The sequence below is a fragment of the Telluria mixta genome (assembly GCF_029223865.1).
GTDB classification, from domain to species: domain Bacteria; phylum Pseudomonadota; class Gammaproteobacteria; order Burkholderiales; family Burkholderiaceae_D; genus Telluria; species Telluria mixta.
Map to the genome: position 1 here is coordinate 1115218 of NZ_CP119520.1, position 15829 is coordinate 1131046.

At 62.3% G+C, this 15829-nt stretch carries 9 protein-coding genes, 2 tRNA genes and 3 rRNA genes; 3 read left to right on the plus strand and 11 right to left on the minus strand.

Annotated elements, in window-relative coordinates; translation table 11 throughout:
• Positions 1-16 precede the first annotated feature (16 nt).
• Positions 17-1537 (minus strand): aldehyde dehydrogenase, encoded by a 1521-nt coding sequence (gene adh / locus P0M04_RS04950; RefSeq protein WP_105381158.1) that lies wholly within the window; start codon positions 1535-1537, stop codon positions 17-19.
• A gap of 165 nt (positions 1538-1702) precedes the next feature.
• Positions 1703-2644, minus strand: coding sequence for a beta-propeller fold lactonase family protein (locus P0M04_RS04955; RefSeq protein WP_259452953.1), 942 nt, complete (start codon positions 2642-2644; stop codon positions 1703-1705).
• 144 nt (positions 2645-2788) lie between these two features.
• On the opposite strand from P0M04_RS04955, the gene P0M04_RS04960 reads away from it, so the two are divergent.
• The 3 genes from P0M04_RS04960 to P0M04_RS04970 all read left to right on the plus strand — a co-directional run bounded on the left by P0M04_RS04960 (position 2789) and on the right by P0M04_RS04970 (position 5891).
• Positions 2789-4891: a TonB-dependent receptor family protein gene (locus P0M04_RS04960; protein ID WP_259452952.1), complete on the plus strand. Its 2103-nt coding sequence runs from the start codon at positions 2789-2791 to the stop codon at positions 4889-4891.
• A 72-nt stretch (positions 4892-4963) separates the two neighbouring features.
• Entirely contained in the window at positions 4964-5695 is a 732-nt protein-coding gene (locus tag P0M04_RS04965) for a class II aldolase/adducin family protein (RefSeq protein ID WP_259452951.1), read from the plus strand.
• 10 nt (positions 5696-5705) lie between these two features.
• Complete coding sequence (locus P0M04_RS04970; RefSeq protein WP_259452950.1) at positions 5706-5891, plus strand: 4-oxalocrotonate tautomerase; 186 nt, start codon at positions 5706-5708, stop codon at positions 5889-5891.
• On the opposite strand, the gene P0M04_RS04975 is transcribed toward P0M04_RS04970, so the two are convergent.
• The 9 genes from P0M04_RS04975 to P0M04_RS05015 all read right to left on the minus strand — a co-directional run bounded on the left by P0M04_RS04975 (position 5892) and on the right by P0M04_RS05015 (position 15521).
• The gene (locus P0M04_RS04975) at positions 5892-6737 is read right to left on the minus strand and encodes a substrate-binding periplasmic protein (RefSeq protein WP_259452949.1); all 846 of its coding nucleotides are present in this window, start codon (positions 6735-6737) and stop codon (positions 5892-5894) included.
• A gap of 7 nt (positions 6738-6744) precedes the next feature.
• Positions 6745-7218: a cytochrome c-550 PedF gene (pedF, locus tag P0M04_RS04980; protein WP_025511611.1), complete on the minus strand. Its 474-nt coding sequence runs from the start codon at positions 7216-7218 to the stop codon at positions 6745-6747.
• A 118-nt stretch (positions 7219-7336) separates the two neighbouring features.
• A complete protein-coding gene (locus P0M04_RS04985; protein WP_259452948.1) occupies positions 7337-8821 on the minus strand; it encodes a DUF3482 domain-containing protein in 1485 nt (494 codons plus the stop codon).
• Positions 8818-10284 (minus strand): DUF2868 domain-containing protein, encoded by a 1467-nt coding sequence (locus tag P0M04_RS04990; protein ID WP_259452947.1) that lies wholly within the window; start codon positions 10282-10284, stop codon positions 8818-8820. The genes P0M04_RS04985 and P0M04_RS04990 overlap by 4 nt, the downstream gene beginning before the upstream one ends.
• Positions 10285-10387: 103 nt before the next feature.
• Positions 10388-10500 (minus strand): 5S ribosomal RNA (gene rrf, locus P0M04_RS04995).
• Between the two features lie 124 nt (positions 10501-10624).
• A 23S ribosomal RNA gene (locus tag P0M04_RS05000) occupies positions 10625-13514 on the minus strand.
• A gap of 235 nt (positions 13515-13749) precedes the next feature.
• Positions 13750-13824, minus strand: a tRNA-Ala gene (locus tag P0M04_RS05005).
• Between the two features lie 11 nt (positions 13825-13835).
• A tRNA-Ile gene (locus P0M04_RS05010) sits at positions 13836-13912 on the minus strand.
• Between the two features lie 80 nt (positions 13913-13992).
• Positions 13993-15521, minus strand: a 16S ribosomal RNA gene (locus tag P0M04_RS05015).
• Together the 16S, 23S and 5S rRNA genes with 2 tRNA genes alongside form the textbook arrangement of a ribosomal RNA operon.
• Positions 15522-15829: the final 308 nt, after the last annotated feature.

The following is a 15829-nucleotide window of genomic DNA, read 5'->3' on the forward strand; positions in this document are numbered from 1 at the left end:
CCCTGGTGCTCAGTGTTTAGAAGAAGCCCAGCGCTTTCGGGCTGTAGCTCACCAGCAGATTCTTGGTCTGCTGGTAGTGGTCGAGCATCATCTTGTGATTCTCGCGGCCGATGCCCGACTGCTTGTAGCCGCCGAACGCAGCGTGGGCCGGATACAGGTGGTAGCAGTTGGTCCACACGCGGCCCGCCTGGATCGCGCGGCCGACGCGGAAGGCGCGGCTGCCGTCACGCGTCCACAGGCCGGCGCCCAGGCCGTACAGCGTGTCGTTGGCGATGCGCAGCGCGTCCGCCTCGTCCTTGAACGTGGTCACCGACACGACCGGGCCGAAGATCTCTTCCTGGAAGATGCGCATGCTGTTGTCGCCCTTGAACACGGTCGGACGCACGTAGTAGCCGCCGGACAGGTCGCCGTCATGTTTCGCCTGCTCGCCGCCGGCCAGCACCTGCGCGCCTTCCTGGCGGCCGATGTCGAGGTAGGACAGGATCTTTTCCAGCTGCTCCTTCGACGCCTGCGCGCCGATCATCGTGCCCTCGTCGAGCGGGTTGCCGGCCTTGATCTGCGCCACGCGCGCCAGCGCGCGCTCGATGAACTTCTCGTAGATCGATTCCTGGATCAGCACGCGCGACGGGCAGGTGCACACCTCGCCCTGGTTCAGCGCGAACATCGCGAAGCCTTCCAGGCACTTGTCGAAGAAGTCGTCGTCCGCGTCCATCACGTCGGCGAAGAAGATGTTGGGCGACTTGCCGCCCAGTTCCAGCGTGACCGGGATCAGGTTCTGCGCGGCGTACTGCATGATCAGGCGGCCGGTGCCCGTCTCGCCGGTGAAGGCGATCTTGGCGATGCGCTTGCTCGACGCCAGCGGCTTGCCCGCTTCCAGGCCGAAGCCGTTGACGATGTTCAGCACGCCCGCCGGCAGCAGGTCGGCGATCAGTTCGACCAGCACCATGATCGAGGCCGGGGTCTGCTCGGCCGGTTTCAGCACGACGCAGTTGCCGGCGGCGAGTGCCGGGGCCAGCTTCCACACGGCCATCAGGATCGGGAAGTTCCACGGGATGATCTGGCCGACGACGCCCAGCGGCTCGTGGAAGTGGTAGGCATAGGTCTGGTCGTCGATGGTCGAGATGGCGCCTTCCTGCGTGCGGATGCAGCTCGCGAAATAGCGGAAGTGGTCGATCGCCAGCGGGATGTCGGCCGCCATCGTTTCGCGGATCGGCTTGCCGTTGTCGATGGTCTCGGCGGTCGCGATCAGGCGCAGGTTCTGCTCCATGCGGTCGGCGATGCGGTTCAGGATGTTGGCGCGTTCGGCCGGCGACGTCTTCGCCCAGGCGTCCTTGGCGGCGTGGGCAGCGTCCAGCGCCAGCTCCACGTCTTCGGCCGTCGAGCGGGCGATTTCGCAGAACGGCTGGCCGCTGATCGGCGTGACGTTGGCAAAGTACTCGCCCTTGACCGGTGCGACGAATTTGCCGCCGATGAAGTTGTCGTAGCGTTGGCGGAACGGGTTGGCGACGCCGAGTTTGCTGATGTCCGCGAGATTCATGTCATCCTCTTTCACTATGAGTTGGAATTCGCCGTTGCCGGCGCTTGTTTGTTCGGTACATCCCTTCTTTCGCAAACCCCGTGCCAGCCCGTTTTCGCCTGTTTTGCCGCGTTGGGAGGCCTGGCGCCGGCTGTTTCTGGTACAGGTGTCACAAACTTGAACAGGTCAACGGATCACCACGCCCCACGGCAGCTGGCCCACGGCGATGTCGCCCGTCTTGCTGCCCGCGGCCGTGTCGATCACGGACACGCTGTCCGAGCGCCCGTTCGCCACGTACAGCCGGGTGCCATCCGGTGTGAGCGCCATGTTCCACGGCCGCTTGCCGACGGCGATGGTGGCATCCACCACGTTGCGCACCGCGTCGATGCGCATCACGCTGCCGTCCGCGCCGTTCGACACGAACACGGTCTTCCCGTCCGGCGACACGACGATGCCGGCCGGGTTCTTCCCCGCCGGGATCGTCGCGATGCTGCGCCGCGCCGCCATATCGATCACGTGCACGGCACCCGCGAGTTCGCACGCGACATAAGCCCGCGCGCCATCCGGCGAGAAGCCGATGCCGCGGGGACGCAGGCCCACTGCGATCGAGCCCACCTGGCGGCGCGCTGCCACGTCGATCACGTCGACCTGTTCCGCGTTCTCGGCGGAGACGAGCAGCCAGCGTCCGTCCGGGCTGAACACGGCGTGCTCGGGGTTCTGGCCCTGGACGGGGATGTCGGCGACGAGCTTGCGCGCGGCCGCGTCGATGAGCGCCACGCTGTTGCTGTCCTCGACGGCGACGGCGACCCAGCGGCCGTCGCGCGACGCGTTCACGCCCTCGGGCGAACTGCCGAGCGGGATCGAGGCCAGGGTCGCACCGCTGGCCGCATCCAGCACGAGCAGCGCGCTGCCGGCGGCGTCCGTGACGTACAGCCGGCTGCCCGTCGGATCGGCCGCGATGCCGCGCGGGCGCTTGCCGGCGGCGATCTGGCGCACGGCCGTGCCGCCGGCCGTGTCGATCACGCTGATGCTGCCGGATTTTTCGTTGGGGACGTAGGCGAAGGGGGCGGCCTGCGCGGCGCCGAAGCTGCAGGCCAGCAGGACGATGAGGGAACGGATGCGTGACATGATGATCCTTCGAGAGTAAGCGGTACTCTCCGGGTTGCAAGGGCCATGCCATGCGGGCAGCACGTTTCCGCCCTGGCAGGTATATTGCATGCGCTGATGGTCAGCGCCCGGACGACAAGGGCGGACCATTCGACTGGAGACAAGATGAATTACCGTTTGAACTTCGTGGCGGCGCTGTTCGCAGCCGCCCCCCTGGCCGCCACCGCCGCACCCGATGCGCCGATGAGCGTCGTCGTCGTCAGCGCGACCCGCGCCGAACACACGAGCTTCGACCTGCCGGCCGTCATTGACGTCGTGGACGCGGACCGCATCGGCGCGGCCCAGCCGCGCGTCAACGCGTCCGAGGCGCTGGCCACGGTGCCGGGGCTCGTCGTGCAGAACCGCCAAAACTATGCGCAGGACCTGCAGATCTCGTCGCGCGGCTTCGGCGCCCGGTCCGCATTCGGCGTGCGCGGCGTGCGCCTCGTCGCCGACGGCATCCCGGCCACCATGCCGGACGGCCAGGGCCAGGCCGCGACATTCAATCTCGACATGGCCGAGCGCATCGAAGTCTTGCGCGGCCCCTTCTCCACCTTGTACGGCAACCACGCCGGCGGGGTGATACAACTGTTCACCCGTGATCCACGCGGCGCACCCTACATCGAAACGAATGTCTCCGCCGGCAGCGACGGCATGCGCAAGACGGACGTCAATACGGGCGGCAAACAGGGCGCCTTCGGCTGGCTGCTGGACGGCTCGCGCTTCGAGACGGACGGCTACCGCGCGCACAGCGCCGCCACACGCGACCAGGCCTATGCGAAGCTGACCTTCGACACGTCCACGACCGGCAAGCTGACGGTGACGGCCAGCGGCCTGCGCCAGGACGACACGCAGGATCCGCTCGGCGTGACCTGGGCCACGTTCCAGCGTGACCCGCGCGCCGGCGAGATCGACGCGACGGACACCCAGACGCCCAAGCGCACATTGGCCGACCGCTACGACACCCGTAAAAGCATCCACCACACACAGGTCGGCCTCGCGTGGGACGAAAAATTCGGCCAGGACCGCCTGCACGTCGCCCTCTACGGCGGCAACCGCAGCGTGATCCAGTACCAGTCGTTCTCGAAAGCGTTCCAGGCCCCGGCCAGCCATTCCGGCGGCGTGGTCGATTTCGACCGCGATTTCTACGGCATCGACGCGAACTGGCTGATGGTGCGCCCGCTCGGCGACGGCCAGCTGCGCACGACCGTCGGCCTGGAAGCCGGTAAGTCGAACGATGCGCGCAAAGGTTACGAGAACTACGTCGGCACCACGTTCGGCGTGAAGGGGAACCTGCGCCGGGACGAGGAAGACGACGTGCGCAACGTCGACCCTTACCTGCAGCTGGAATGGGAGCGCGGACAATGGGTGTTCACGGGCGGCCTGCGCCACAGCCGCGTGAGCTTCGACGTCGACGACCACTATCTCGCCAACGGCAACGACGGCGGCAGCGTCGATTACCGCCACACGACGCCACTGCTCGGCGCGCTGTACAAGGTCACGCCGACCCTGAACGTCTACGCCAGCGCGGCGCGCGGCTTCGAGACGCCCACGCTCAACGAAGTCTTTTACTCGGGCACGGGCAACGGCTTCAACTACCGCCTCGGCGCGGCGACCAGCACGCAACTGGAGGTCGGCGCGAAAGCCCTGGCCGGCCAGGACGTGCGCGTCAACGCGGCCCTGTTCCAGGTGCGCACGCACGACGAGCTGGTGGTCGACAGTTCCAGCGGCGGCCGCACCAGCTACCGCAACGCGAGCGCCACCCTGCGCCAGGGCCTGGAACTGTCGCTCGACGCCGACCTGCGCGCGGGCTTCTCCGCCCGCGTGGCGGCCACAGTGCTGCGCGCGATCTACGACGAGGCGTTCACCGGCGTCGCCGAAGGCAACCGCCTGCCGGGCGTGCCCAGAGCGAGCCTGTTCGGCGAGCTGGCGTGGAAGGACGCGGACGGCCGCCTGCAGGCCGCGCTGGAAACCATCGCCAGCGGCAAGGTCAATCCGGACGATGCCAACGCGGCGACGCCGGCGCCAGGCTATGCGATCGTCAACGCGCGCGTGCAGGCCAACCAGGCGCTGGGCGCGTGGCGCGTGCGCGAGTACGCCCGCGTGAACAACGTGTTCGACCGTACGTACGTGGGTTCCGTGATCGTCGGAGACAGCAACAAGCGCTATTACGAGCCGGCGCCGGGCCGCAACTGGGTCCTGGGCGCGAGCGTCCAGTATCAGTTCTGAATACGCGTAACGCATAACATTCATGCACGCCGGCATATGACCGGCGTGCGCGTTGCCTGTTACGCTCGCGTGATGGACAAACTCTCGGAATGGCAAACGCGCGTCGACCTCGCCGCGTGCTACCAGTTATGCGCGCTGTACGGCTGGGCCGACGGCATCTACACCCACATCTCGGCCGCCGTGCCCGGCGAACCGGGCCACTACCTGATCAACGCGTTCGGCTTGTGCTTCGATGAAGTGACGGCGTCGAACCTCGTCAAGGTCGACAGCGCCGGCAACGCCATCGGCGCCATCCCCGCCCCGGTGAACCAGTCCGGCTTCCGCCTGCACGCGGCCGTGCACAAGGCGCGGCCGGATGCGGCCTGTGTCATGCACTTGCATCACCCCGCCGGTATCGCCGTCGGCATGCAGCGGGACGGCCTGCTGCCGCTGTCGCCATACGCGCTGCGCTTTTACGGCGAACTCGCGTACCACGACTACGAAGGCATCGCGATGACGCTTAACGAGCAGGCGCGCCTCGTCGACCACCTGGGCAACCGCCCCGCCATGCTGATGCGGAACCACGGCAGCCTGACCGTCGGCCGTACGATCGCGGAAGCGTTCGTGCTGATGGAAACGCTGGACCGCGCCTGCGACGTGCAGTTGCGCGCGCAGGCGGCCGGCGTTCCGCTCGTGCAGCCGCCCGCTGCCATGTGCGCGACGGCCCACGCGCAGCTCGTGGGCGACGGTTCGCCCGAAGGCGTGCTCGAATGGCCGTCGCTGCTGCGCCGCCTCGACGCCGCCAGTCCCCTATACCGTACCTGAAAGAGCCCCTATGCCGACCATTAACGTTCAACTGTTCGAAGGCCGTACGCCGGAACAAAAGCGCGCCTTCGTGCAAGCCGTCACGGAAGCCACCGTCAAGACCCTCGAGTGCTCGCCCGACTCCGTGGACATCCTGATCCACGAAATCAGGCGCGAGCACTGGGCCACGGCAGGCAAGCTGTGGTCCGAGGAGTGATCACGGCCTGACGGTCTGCACCCCGTACTTCGCGAAGATCGTCTTCAGTTCGCCGCTGGCCGCCAGGTCGTTCAGCGCGGCCTGCAGCTGGCGCGCGAGGCCGAGGTTATCCTTTTTCACCGCCATGCCGACCGCCCAGCCGCCACGCGGCAGGCGGTCGAACGGCACCTCCTGCACTGGGAACGCGGGATCGCCCTTCATCACCGACTCGATCTGGGCGCGCGTGGCCAGCACCGCATCCAGGCTGCCCGCCTTTAGCTGCTCCAGCGCTTCGATCGCGGTCGGGTAGATGTGCACCTGCTCGCGGAAGCGTCCCCCGCCCTCGCCCAGCATCACCATGCCGGAGATCGACACTTTCTCGACGCCGATCCGCTTGCCCGCCAGTGCCTCCACGCCGTCGAACTGCGGAATCGCCTGTGCGCTGCGTACGAGCCGCACGGTCTCCACGTAATACGGCGCGAAGATCTCGACCTGCGGATTCGCGTTCATCAGCATGCGATCGACCGGCACGTGCAGCATCACGTCGGCCGGGCCGTAGCCGAGGTAGTGGCCCTTCCATACCATGTTGCGCAGGTCGTCGCCGAGGTCGTCGCCTGCATCGAACGGCAACAGTGCCAGCTTCAGCCCGAGCTTGCCGGCCAGTGCGGCGCCGAGGTCGGCGTCGATGCCCTGGCCATGGCTGGAGAACGGCGCAAGGTCGTTATAAACGGCCACCTTGAGGGTGCCCGCCGTGCGCAACACGGGTGTGTCGCCGGCGAAGACAGCGCCGGGCGCGGCGATCCCGGCACCCAGCAGCAGGCCGGCCGCGAGCAGCCGGCGGCGGGACGGCGAAGTCGGGGTCGACATGATGGCCTCAGTCGGCGGCGCGGCGGGATTCGAGGTAGGTCTTGATGGCCCACATCGCTTCCTGGTTGAACACGCCTTCGAACGGCGGCATGTACACGGCACCGTTGCGCACCTTGCCGTGGCGGATGCTGGTCAGGTAGTAGTTGTCGACTTCCTTGTAGCAGGCGTCCTTCTTCTTCTCGTTCTTGAGACCGGTGCAGTCGCGGTCGAGCAGGCGCAGGTCCGGCGCGATCCCGCCCGACACAGCTTCCAGCCCGTGGCAGCGCGCGCAGTTCTGCGTGTAGGCCGAGGAACCGATCTTCAGCGCGAGCTTGTTGGTGCGGTACGGATTCTCGTCGCGCCATTTGTCGCCCAGCGTGGGCAGGCCCGTCGTGTCGACGCCTTGCGGAACCACGTTGCCGTGCGCGTTGGCCCAGAGCGAGGTGAGTGCGGCGGCGGCAACGGCGACTGCGCCGGCGGCGATGCGGAATTTGTGCTTCATGGTGATGTCTCCTGTAGGTTTATCGATCTATCCCTACATGAGCAATCGGCGTGCCATGCTTCATACGCCCTGGATGACGGCGATCACGGCCCGCGCCTGTCCCAATTTGCAACAGGTGTCACATGTCCGCGCGTGCCAGGGCGCGCGCCGCCGCCTCCGGATATAGATGTTCCAGCGTATGCGCCATCACGCGACCCAGCAGCGTCTCTACCTGCGCCGTGGCCGCCGCCGCATCGGGCGCAGTGCGCACGGCCTTCCACAACGGCGCCAGCTCGGCCTCGTGCACGGCGACGCTGCGTTCGACCTCCGCCTGCCAGAACGGCGGCGCCTCGCCTTCGACGAAGTTGCCGCGTCCGCGTCCGAAGTGGGCGACGGCGAGATAGCGCAGTACGCTGCCGACGAGGAGCGTGCGCAGGAACGGGTCCGCGAACTGCACCGTCGGCCGGTCGCGGTCCGTCGTCGTATTGAAGCCCCAGGCCGCGCCGGCCATCGTGAGCGCGCCGACGATCGCGCCGAGCAGCGCGCCGCCGCCCAACGTGAGACCACCGGCCATCAGGTCGGCCGACAGGCCCGTCGCGGCGCCGGAAACGACGGCACCCAGCAGCCCCGCCTGCGCCTTGTCGATGGGCGCGCGCACGGCGAAGTTTTCGCGCACGCGGGCATTGATGCGGCCGGCGTCGCCCGGGTCGAGGCGGTGCAGGCGCAGCAGGCCGACGGTCGTGTCGCCGATGCGCCGCTCCAGCCGCTCGACGAGGCCGGCCATCGCCGTATCCTGGCGCTTCTGCTCGTCCTTGCCGAGACCGACGGCCTTCAGCGCCGATTTGAACAGGTTCGCCTTGCCCTCCTGTTCGATGGCCTGGCTGTCGCGCGCGGCGCCGGCCAGCATCTGCGCGCCGAGTGCCGTGGCCTCGCGGAAGCGCCGCACATTGTCCGCCTGCCAGGCCGCGAGCAGCCGCGCATAGCCGTCGCGTTTCGACTCGTCGATCAACTTGCCGACACGTTCGTAGAACACGTCCTCGTGCACCCAGCAGCGGGCGAATGCGTCCAGCGCGAGCACGTCGCGCACGATCGGGAACTGGTCGAGGTGTGCTTTCCAGCGCGTCTGCTCCGCCTGTTCCTGCTCGTCCGGCCGCGGTGGCCCCAGCTGGTTGAGCAGCACGACGACGGGCTTGCCGAGCCATTCGAGGATGCGCATCTCGGCCGGCAGATAGCCGGCGTCACGCGGATCCTCGGACGAATTCACGAGGTACAGCACGACGTCGGCCGCATCCTTCGCCGCGCGCAGCGCCTGCTGGCTGAGCCAGAACGGCCGGTCGCGGTAGCGGTCGAACACTTCGCGCATGAACCAGCCGATCGGATTGCCCGCCTGCGCGAGGCGCTTGAGCAGGCGGACCGAATCGCCGAAACCCGGCGTGTCCCACAACAGCAGGCGGTCGCCCGCGGCGCTGGTCTGCAAGGTATGCGCTTCGGCGAACACGGTCACGTGGGCAGCATCGCGCACTTCGCCCACGTCCATGCCGACGAGCGTGCGCGCCAGGGTCGTCTTGCCGTTGTTCGTATGCGAGACGAGCGCGAACTGGATGTCGACGGGCTGCGCGTTCATGCGGCCCCCGACACGGGCAGGCCGCTGCCGAGATCGAGCGGATGGCGCTCAGGATGCAGCAGGTCGACGACGGTCGCCTGGATGTGGTGATACTGGCAGAACTGGTGCCACAGCGCGACGCGCTCCACCAGGCGGGCGTCGACGGCGCCGCGCTCTACCAGCCCTGATTCGTCGAGCAGCACGGCGATGCCGCGCGGCGTGTTACGCGCCAGGTACTCGAGAAACGCGCCGTGGTTCTCGCGTTCCGGCGTGGCAGTCAGGTTGAACAGGACGGCCGTGATGGCGACGTCGGCATCGTCCAGGCGCGCATCGCGCAGCGCATCCTTCGGCTCCTCGCCGTACGGGGACGACGGGCGCAGCATCAATTGCGCCTGTTCGCCGAGGACCATCGCCGCGACGGCCGCGAGGCCTTTATGACGCGGCTCGTCGACAGTGAAGCTGTACGGAATCACGCGTAGCACGGCCGGGCCGGAGGCGCCGACGCGGTCGGCCAGCAGCCGGTAATACGGCTGGCCCAGGTCGAGCGGGAGGCGGTGCGCGAGACGGCGCGCGCGCAGGCCGGACACGATCGCCAGCATGAGACGCGGCAGCACGACGAGCAGGAACAGCGTCGCCGCATACAAATGCACCCAGCGGGCACCGCCGGCGGGCGACGGCTCCTGCACGAAGCGGAGCAGCTGGACGTCGGCCAGCGTAAATCCCTGCAGCGGGAACACGGCCAGCGCGGGCGCGAACAGGAACGACAGCAGCGTGTGCACCTGCTGGGCATCGAGGAAGGTGCTTTCCCACCCGGCCGCGTACTGCGTCAGCACGCCGCGCGCGTACAGCGACGCGATGGCGCCGAGCGCGAACGCGGCGGCCGCGAGGTGGATCGTGCGGCCGAGGCGCAGATGCGTGAGCTTGGCCGTCAGCGCCGACCAGTCCGTGAAGTATTGCGCGATGCCGGCGGCGAGCGGCGCCGGCAGCTTGCGCGGCAGCGCGGCCTTGCCGACCGAGAGGCGCCGCAGCAGTTGCGGGCTCGCCCAACCGGTCCGCTTCGACGGCACGAGCGCCCACACGATCAGCGCGAGGTAGACGAGCAAATTCCACGCGAGGATTGCGAGCAGCGGCGCCGACAGCAGATCGACACGGTGCGGATTGCCGATGCGGTCCAGCCCCGCGCCGGCCACGAAGCCGACGATGGGCAGCAGCACGGCCAGCACGGGCAGCAGGCTGCGGCGCTGGCGGAACGCGGCAAATGCGGGCGTGCGCTCGGCCAGCCGCTTGAGGATGAGTTCCGCGCGCTGGCCGAGGAAATGGTCGAGCCGCGGCTCGCTCTTGCCTTCGGCCGCCTGCCAGTGCGCCAGTTCGCGCGCGCTGCGGCTTGCGTAGACACGGTCGTCTTCGGTCAGGATCTCGCGCTTCGTGTCGGCGGTTTCGATGGCGCGCATCAGGACGACATCGCGTGCGGTCCGTTCGTTCATGGGCCTCCTGTGTGATTGAATTAACAAGCTTGCAGGAGGCATTGTGCCTGAAAAAGCAAAAAGCCCGCTCAGTGCATACTGAGCGGGCTTTTCTTAATAACTAGCCTGACGATAACCTACTTTCACACTGGTTGCAGCACTATCATCGGCGCAGAGTCTTTTCACGGTCCTGTTCGGGATGGGAAGGGGTGGTACAGACTTGCTATGGTCATCAGGCATAACTTGTACGAGTGCCGCAGCGTAGGCGTGCGTCACTCTGAATCCGGAAGAAGCAGTTTTCGTAATCTGTTGTCTCAACAAACAGCTGAACCCTTGCGTTGGCAATGACTGCCAAGGTTATAGGGACAAGCCGTACGGGCAATTAGTATCGGTTAGCTTAATGCATTACTGCACTTCCACACCCGACCTATCAACGTCCTGGTCTCGAACGACCCTTCAAGGAGCTCAAGGCTCCGGGAAATCTCATCTCAAGGCGAGTTTCCCGCTTAGATGCTTTCAGCGGTTATCTCTTCCGAACTTAGCTACCCGGCAATGCCACTGGCGTGACAACCGGTACACCAGAGGTTCGTCCACTCCGGTCCTCTCGTACTAGGAGCAGCCCCTTCAAATTTCCAACGCCCACGGCAGATAGGGACCAAACTGTCTCACGACGTTTTAAACCCAGCTCACGTACCACTTTAAATGGCGAACAGCCATACCCTTGGGACCGGCTACAGCCCCAGGATGTGATGAGCCGACATCGAGGTGCCAAACTCCCCGTCGATATGAACTCTTGGGAGGAATCAGCCTGTTATCCCCAGAGTACCTTTTATCCGTTGAGCGATGGCCCTTCCATACAGAACCACCGGATCACTATGTCCTACTTTCGTACCTGCTCGACTTGTCGGTCTCGCAGTTAAGCACGCTTATGCCATTGCACTATTAGCACGATGTCCGACCGTACCTAGCGTACCTTCGAACTCCTCCGTTACACTTTAGGAGGAGACCGCCCCAGTCAAACTGCCTACCATGCACTGTCCCCGACCCGGATCACGGGCCAAGGTTAGAACCTCAAACGAACCAGGGTGGTATTTCAAGGTTGGCTCCACGAGAACTGGCGTCCCCGCTTCAAAGCCTCCCACCTATCCTACACAGATTGGTTCAAAGTCCAATGCAAAGCTACAGTAAAGGTTCATGGGGTCTTTCCGTCTAGCCGCGGGTAGATTGCATCATCACAAACATTTCAACTTCGCTGAGTCTCGGGAGGAGACAGTGTGGCCATCGTTACGCCATTCGTGCAGGTCGGAACTTACCCGACAAGGAATTTCGCTACCTTAGGACCGTTATAGTTACGGCCGCCGTTTACTGGGACTTCAATCAAGAGCTTGCACCCCATCATTTAATCTTCCAGCACCGGGCAGGCGTCACACCCTATACGTCCACTTTCGTGTTTGCAGAGTGCTGTGTTTTTATTAAACAGTCGCAGCCACCAGTTTATTGCAACCCTTTCACCCTCATGGAGTAAACCAATCAAGCTACCGGGGCGTACCTTATCCCGAAGTTACGGTACCAATTTGCCGAGTTCCTTCTCCCGAGTTCTCTCAAGCGCCTTAGAATACTCATCTCGCCCACCTGTGTCGGTTTGCGGTACGGTCTCGTATGACTGAAGCTTAGAGGCTTTTCTTGGAACCACTTCCGATTGCTTCGTGTCACAAGGACACACGTCTCGACCCCTTGAATTACGCGCCCGGATTTGCCTAAGCGCCTTCTATGAGTCAAAAACCAGCTATTCCAACAGCTGGACAACCTTCCGCGATCCGTCCCCCATCGCATCATACGACGGTGCAGGAATATTAACCTGCTTCCCATCAGCTACGCATCTCTGCCTCGCCTTAGGGGCCGACTCACCCTGCTCCGATGAACGTTGAACAGGAAACCTTGGGCTTTCGGCGAGAGGGCTTTTCACCCTCTTTATCGCTACTCATGTCAGCATTCGCACTTCCGATACCTCCAGCATCCTTTACAAGACACCTTCTCAGGCTTACGGAACGCTCTCCTACCATATGGATCAAAGTATAAATACTAAGAAACATATCCGCAGCTTCGGTGACTGGCTTAGCCCCGTTACATCTTCCGCGCAGGACGACTCGATCAGTGAGCTATTACGCTTTCTTTAAATGATGGCTGCTTCTAAGCCAACATCCTGACTGTTTTAGCCTTCCCACTTCGTTTTCCACTTAGCCAATCTTTGGGACCTTAGCTGGCGGTCTGGGTTGTTTCCCTCTTGACGCCGGACGTTAGCACCCGACGTCTGTCTCCCAAGCTCGCACTCATCGGTATTCGGAGTTTGCAATGGTTTGGTAAGTCGCAATGACCCCCTAGCCATAACAGTGCTCTACCCCCGATGGTGATACTTGAGGCACTACCTAAATAGTTTTCGGAGAGAACCAGCTATTTCCAGGTTTGTTTAGCCTTTCACCCCTACCCACAGCTCATCCCCTAATTTTTCAACATTAGTGGGTTCGGACCTCCAGGGCGTGTTACCGCACCTTCATCCTGGCCATGGGTAGATCACCTGGTTTCGGGTCTACACCCAGCGACTGTCGCCCTGTTCGGACTCGATTTCTCTACGGCTCCCCTATTCGGTTAACCTCGCCACTGAATGTAAGTCGCTGACCCATTATACAAAAGGTACGCCGTCACCCCACGAAGAGGCTCCGACTGTTTGTATGCACACGGTTTCAGGATCTATTTCACTCCCCTCCCGGGGTTCTTTTCGCCTTTCCCTCACGGTACTAGTTCACTATCGGTCGATTACGAGTATTTAGCCTTGGAGGATGGTCCCCCCATATTCAGACAGGATTTCTCGTGTCCCGCCCTACTTGTCGTACGCTTAGTACCACCGGTCTGATTTCGTGTAAGGGGCTATCACCCGCTATGGCTCCTGTTTCCAAAGGATTCCACTATCAGTCCGACTATCACGTACAAGGCTCATCCCATTTCGCTCGCCACTACTTTGGGAATCTCGGTTGATTTCTTTTCCTGCAGCTACTTAGATGTTTCAGTTCGCCGCGTTCGCTTTGCATACCTATGTATTCAGTATGCAATGACCTAAAAGGCCGGGTTTCCCCATTCGGAAATCTGCGGATCAAAGTGTGTTTGCTCACTCCCCGCAGCTTATCGCAAGCTACTACGTCCTTCATCGCCTGTAATCGCCAAGGCATCCACCATGTGCACTTATTCGCTTGTCCCTATAACGTTGGCCCCTGCAGTCTTTCCGAAGGAAAGACGAGAAGGGAGCGTCATAGCAACAAGGATTCAGCTTACTTTGTTTGTTGATACATACAGATTACTACCCTAAGTGTCCAATACATCTTTCGATGCGTTGAACGCTTAAAGAAAACTTTACTTCTTCCAGATTGTTAAAGAACGAGAACTACGCTTATCTAAACCACCAGGCTTACATAAATATAGTGAAACAGTCGATGGTGGAGGATGACGGGATCGAACCGACGACCCCTGCTTGCAAAGCAGGTGCTCTCCCAGCTGAGCTAATCCCCCATTTTGGTAACTGGTGGGTCTGGTTGGATTCGAACCAACGACCCCCGCGTTATCAACACGGTGCTCTAACCGACTGAGCTACAGACCCGAACTGTTCTCGTTTAACTTTGCAACAGTCGATAAGCGTGGGCGCTTGATGATGGAGCGTAAGCTCCCGTGCCACTCTAGAAAGGAGGTGATCCAGCCGCACCTTCCGATACGGCTACCTTGTTACGACTTCACCCCAGTCACGAATCCTACCGTGGTAAGCGCCCTCCTTGCGGTTAAGCTACCTACTTCTGGTAAAACCCGCTCCCATGGTGTGACGGGCGGTGTGTACAAGACCCGGGAACGTATTCACCGCGGCATGCTGATCCGCGATTACTAGCGATTCCAACTTCACGCAGTCGAGTTGCAGACTGCGATCCGGACTACGATACACTTTCTGGGATTAGCTCCCCCTCGCGGGTTGGCGGCCCTCTGTATGTACCATTGTATGACGTGTGAAGCCCTACCCATAAGGGCCATGAGGACTTGACGTCATCCCCACCTTCCTCCGGTTTGTCACCGGCAGTCTCATTAGAGTGCTCTTGCGTAGCAACTAATGACAAGGGTTGCGCTCGTTGCGGGACTTAACCCAACATCTCACGACACGAGCTGACGACAGCCATGCAGCACCTGTGTTCAGGTTCCCTTTCGGGCACCCTCCAATCTCTCGGAGGTTCCTGACATGTCAAGGGTAGGTAAGGTTTTTCGCGTTGCATCGAATTAATCCACATCATCCACCGCTTGTGCGGGTCCCCGTCAATTCCTTTGAGTTTTAATCTTGCGACCGTACTCCCCAGGCGGTCTACTTCACGCGTTAGCTGCGTTACCAAGTCAATTAAGACCCGACAACTAGTAGACATCGTTTAGGGCGTGGACTACCAGGGTATCTAATCCTGTTTGCTCCCCACGCTTTCGTGCATGAGCGTCAATCTTGACCCAGGGGGCTGCCTTCGCCATCGGTGTTCCTCCACATCTCTACGCATTTCACTGCTACACGTGGAATTCTACCCCCCTCTGCCAGATTCAAGCCTTGCAGTCTCCATCGCAATTCCCAGGTTAAGCCCGGGGCTTTCACGACAGACTTACAAAACCGCCTGCGCACGCTTTACGCCCAGTAATTCCGATTAACGCTTGCACCCTACGTATTACCGCGGCTGCTGGCACGTAGTTAGCCGGTGCTTATTCTTCAGGTACCGTCATTAGCCCCAGATATTAGCCGGAGCCGTTTCTTCCCTGACAAAAGAGCTTTACAACCCGAAGGCCTTCTTCACTCACGCGGCATTGCTGGATCAGGCTTGCGCCCATTGTCCAAAATTCCCCACTGCTGCCTCCCGTAGGAGTCTGGGCCGTGTCTCAGTCCCAGTGTGGCTGGTCGTCCTCTCAGACCAGCTACTGATCGTCGCCTTGGTGAGCCTTTACCTCACCAACTAGCTAATCAGATATCGGCCGCTCCAGGAGCATGAGGTCTTGCGATCCCCCACTTTCATCCATAGATCGTATGCGGTATTAGCGTAACTTTCGCTACGTTATCCCCCACTCTTGGGTACGTTCCGATATATTACTCACCCGTTCGCCACTCGCCGCCAGGTTGCCCCGCGCTGCCGTTCGACTTGCATGTGTAAAGCATGCCGCCAGCGTTCAATCTGAGCCAGGATCAAACTCTTCAGTTTAATTCCTGTTTTTGCTGATTTCTCAGCAGATCGCTCACTCAAAATACTGACCGTTACTCATTGCTGAGCAACGTATTTCTTTTGTGTGAACATTTGATAATTTAAGCATTCAGCAGCCGCTTACGCGACTGCTGGCACTTCATCAAACGCCCACACTTATCGACTGTTTATTGTTAAAGAGCTTCGTATTCGGTACTGCCTTGCTGCGTTTGCGAATCGTTTTGTTCGTCAGCAGCAGAGAAGTGAGATTATGCAGTGTTTCGCTTAACTCGTCAACTCATCTTTTTCATCAGCGCAAGCGGCGTTGT

Excerpts from the sequence above, each read along its gene's own strand:
- P0M04_RS04985 (WP_259452948.1), bottom strand. The coding sequence starts at position 8,821 with ATGAACGCGCAGCCCGTCGACATCCAGTTCGCGCTCGTCTCGCATACG.
- P0M04_RS04960 (WP_259452952.1), top strand. The coding sequence starts at position 2,789 with ATGAATTACCGTTTGAACTTCGTGGCGGCGCTGTTCGCAGCCGCCCCC.
- P0M04_RS04990 (WP_259452947.1), bottom strand. The coding sequence starts at position 10,284 with ATGAACGAACGGACCGCACGCGATGTCGTCCTGATGCGCGCCATCGAA.
- P0M04_RS04970 (WP_259452950.1), top strand. The coding sequence starts at position 5,706 with ATGCCGACCATTAACGTTCAACTGTTCGAAGGCCGTACGCCGGAACAA.
- pedF (WP_025511611.1), bottom strand. The coding sequence starts at position 7,218 with ATGAAGCACAAATTCCGCATCGCCGCCGGCGCAGTCGCCGTTGCCGCC.
- P0M04_RS04955 (WP_259452953.1), bottom strand. The coding sequence starts at position 2,644 with ATGTCACGCATCCGTTCCCTCATCGTCCTGCTGGCCTGCAGCTTCGGC.
- adh (WP_105381158.1), bottom strand. The coding sequence starts at position 1,537 with ATGAATCTCGCGGACATCAGCAAACTCGGCGTCGCCAACCCGTTCCGC.
- P0M04_RS04965 (WP_259452951.1), top strand. The coding sequence starts at position 4,964 with ATGGACAAACTCTCGGAATGGCAAACGCGCGTCGACCTCGCCGCGTGC.
- P0M04_RS04975 (WP_259452949.1), bottom strand. The coding sequence starts at position 6,737 with ATGTCGACCCCGACTTCGCCGTCCCGCCGCCGGCTGCTCGCGGCCGGC.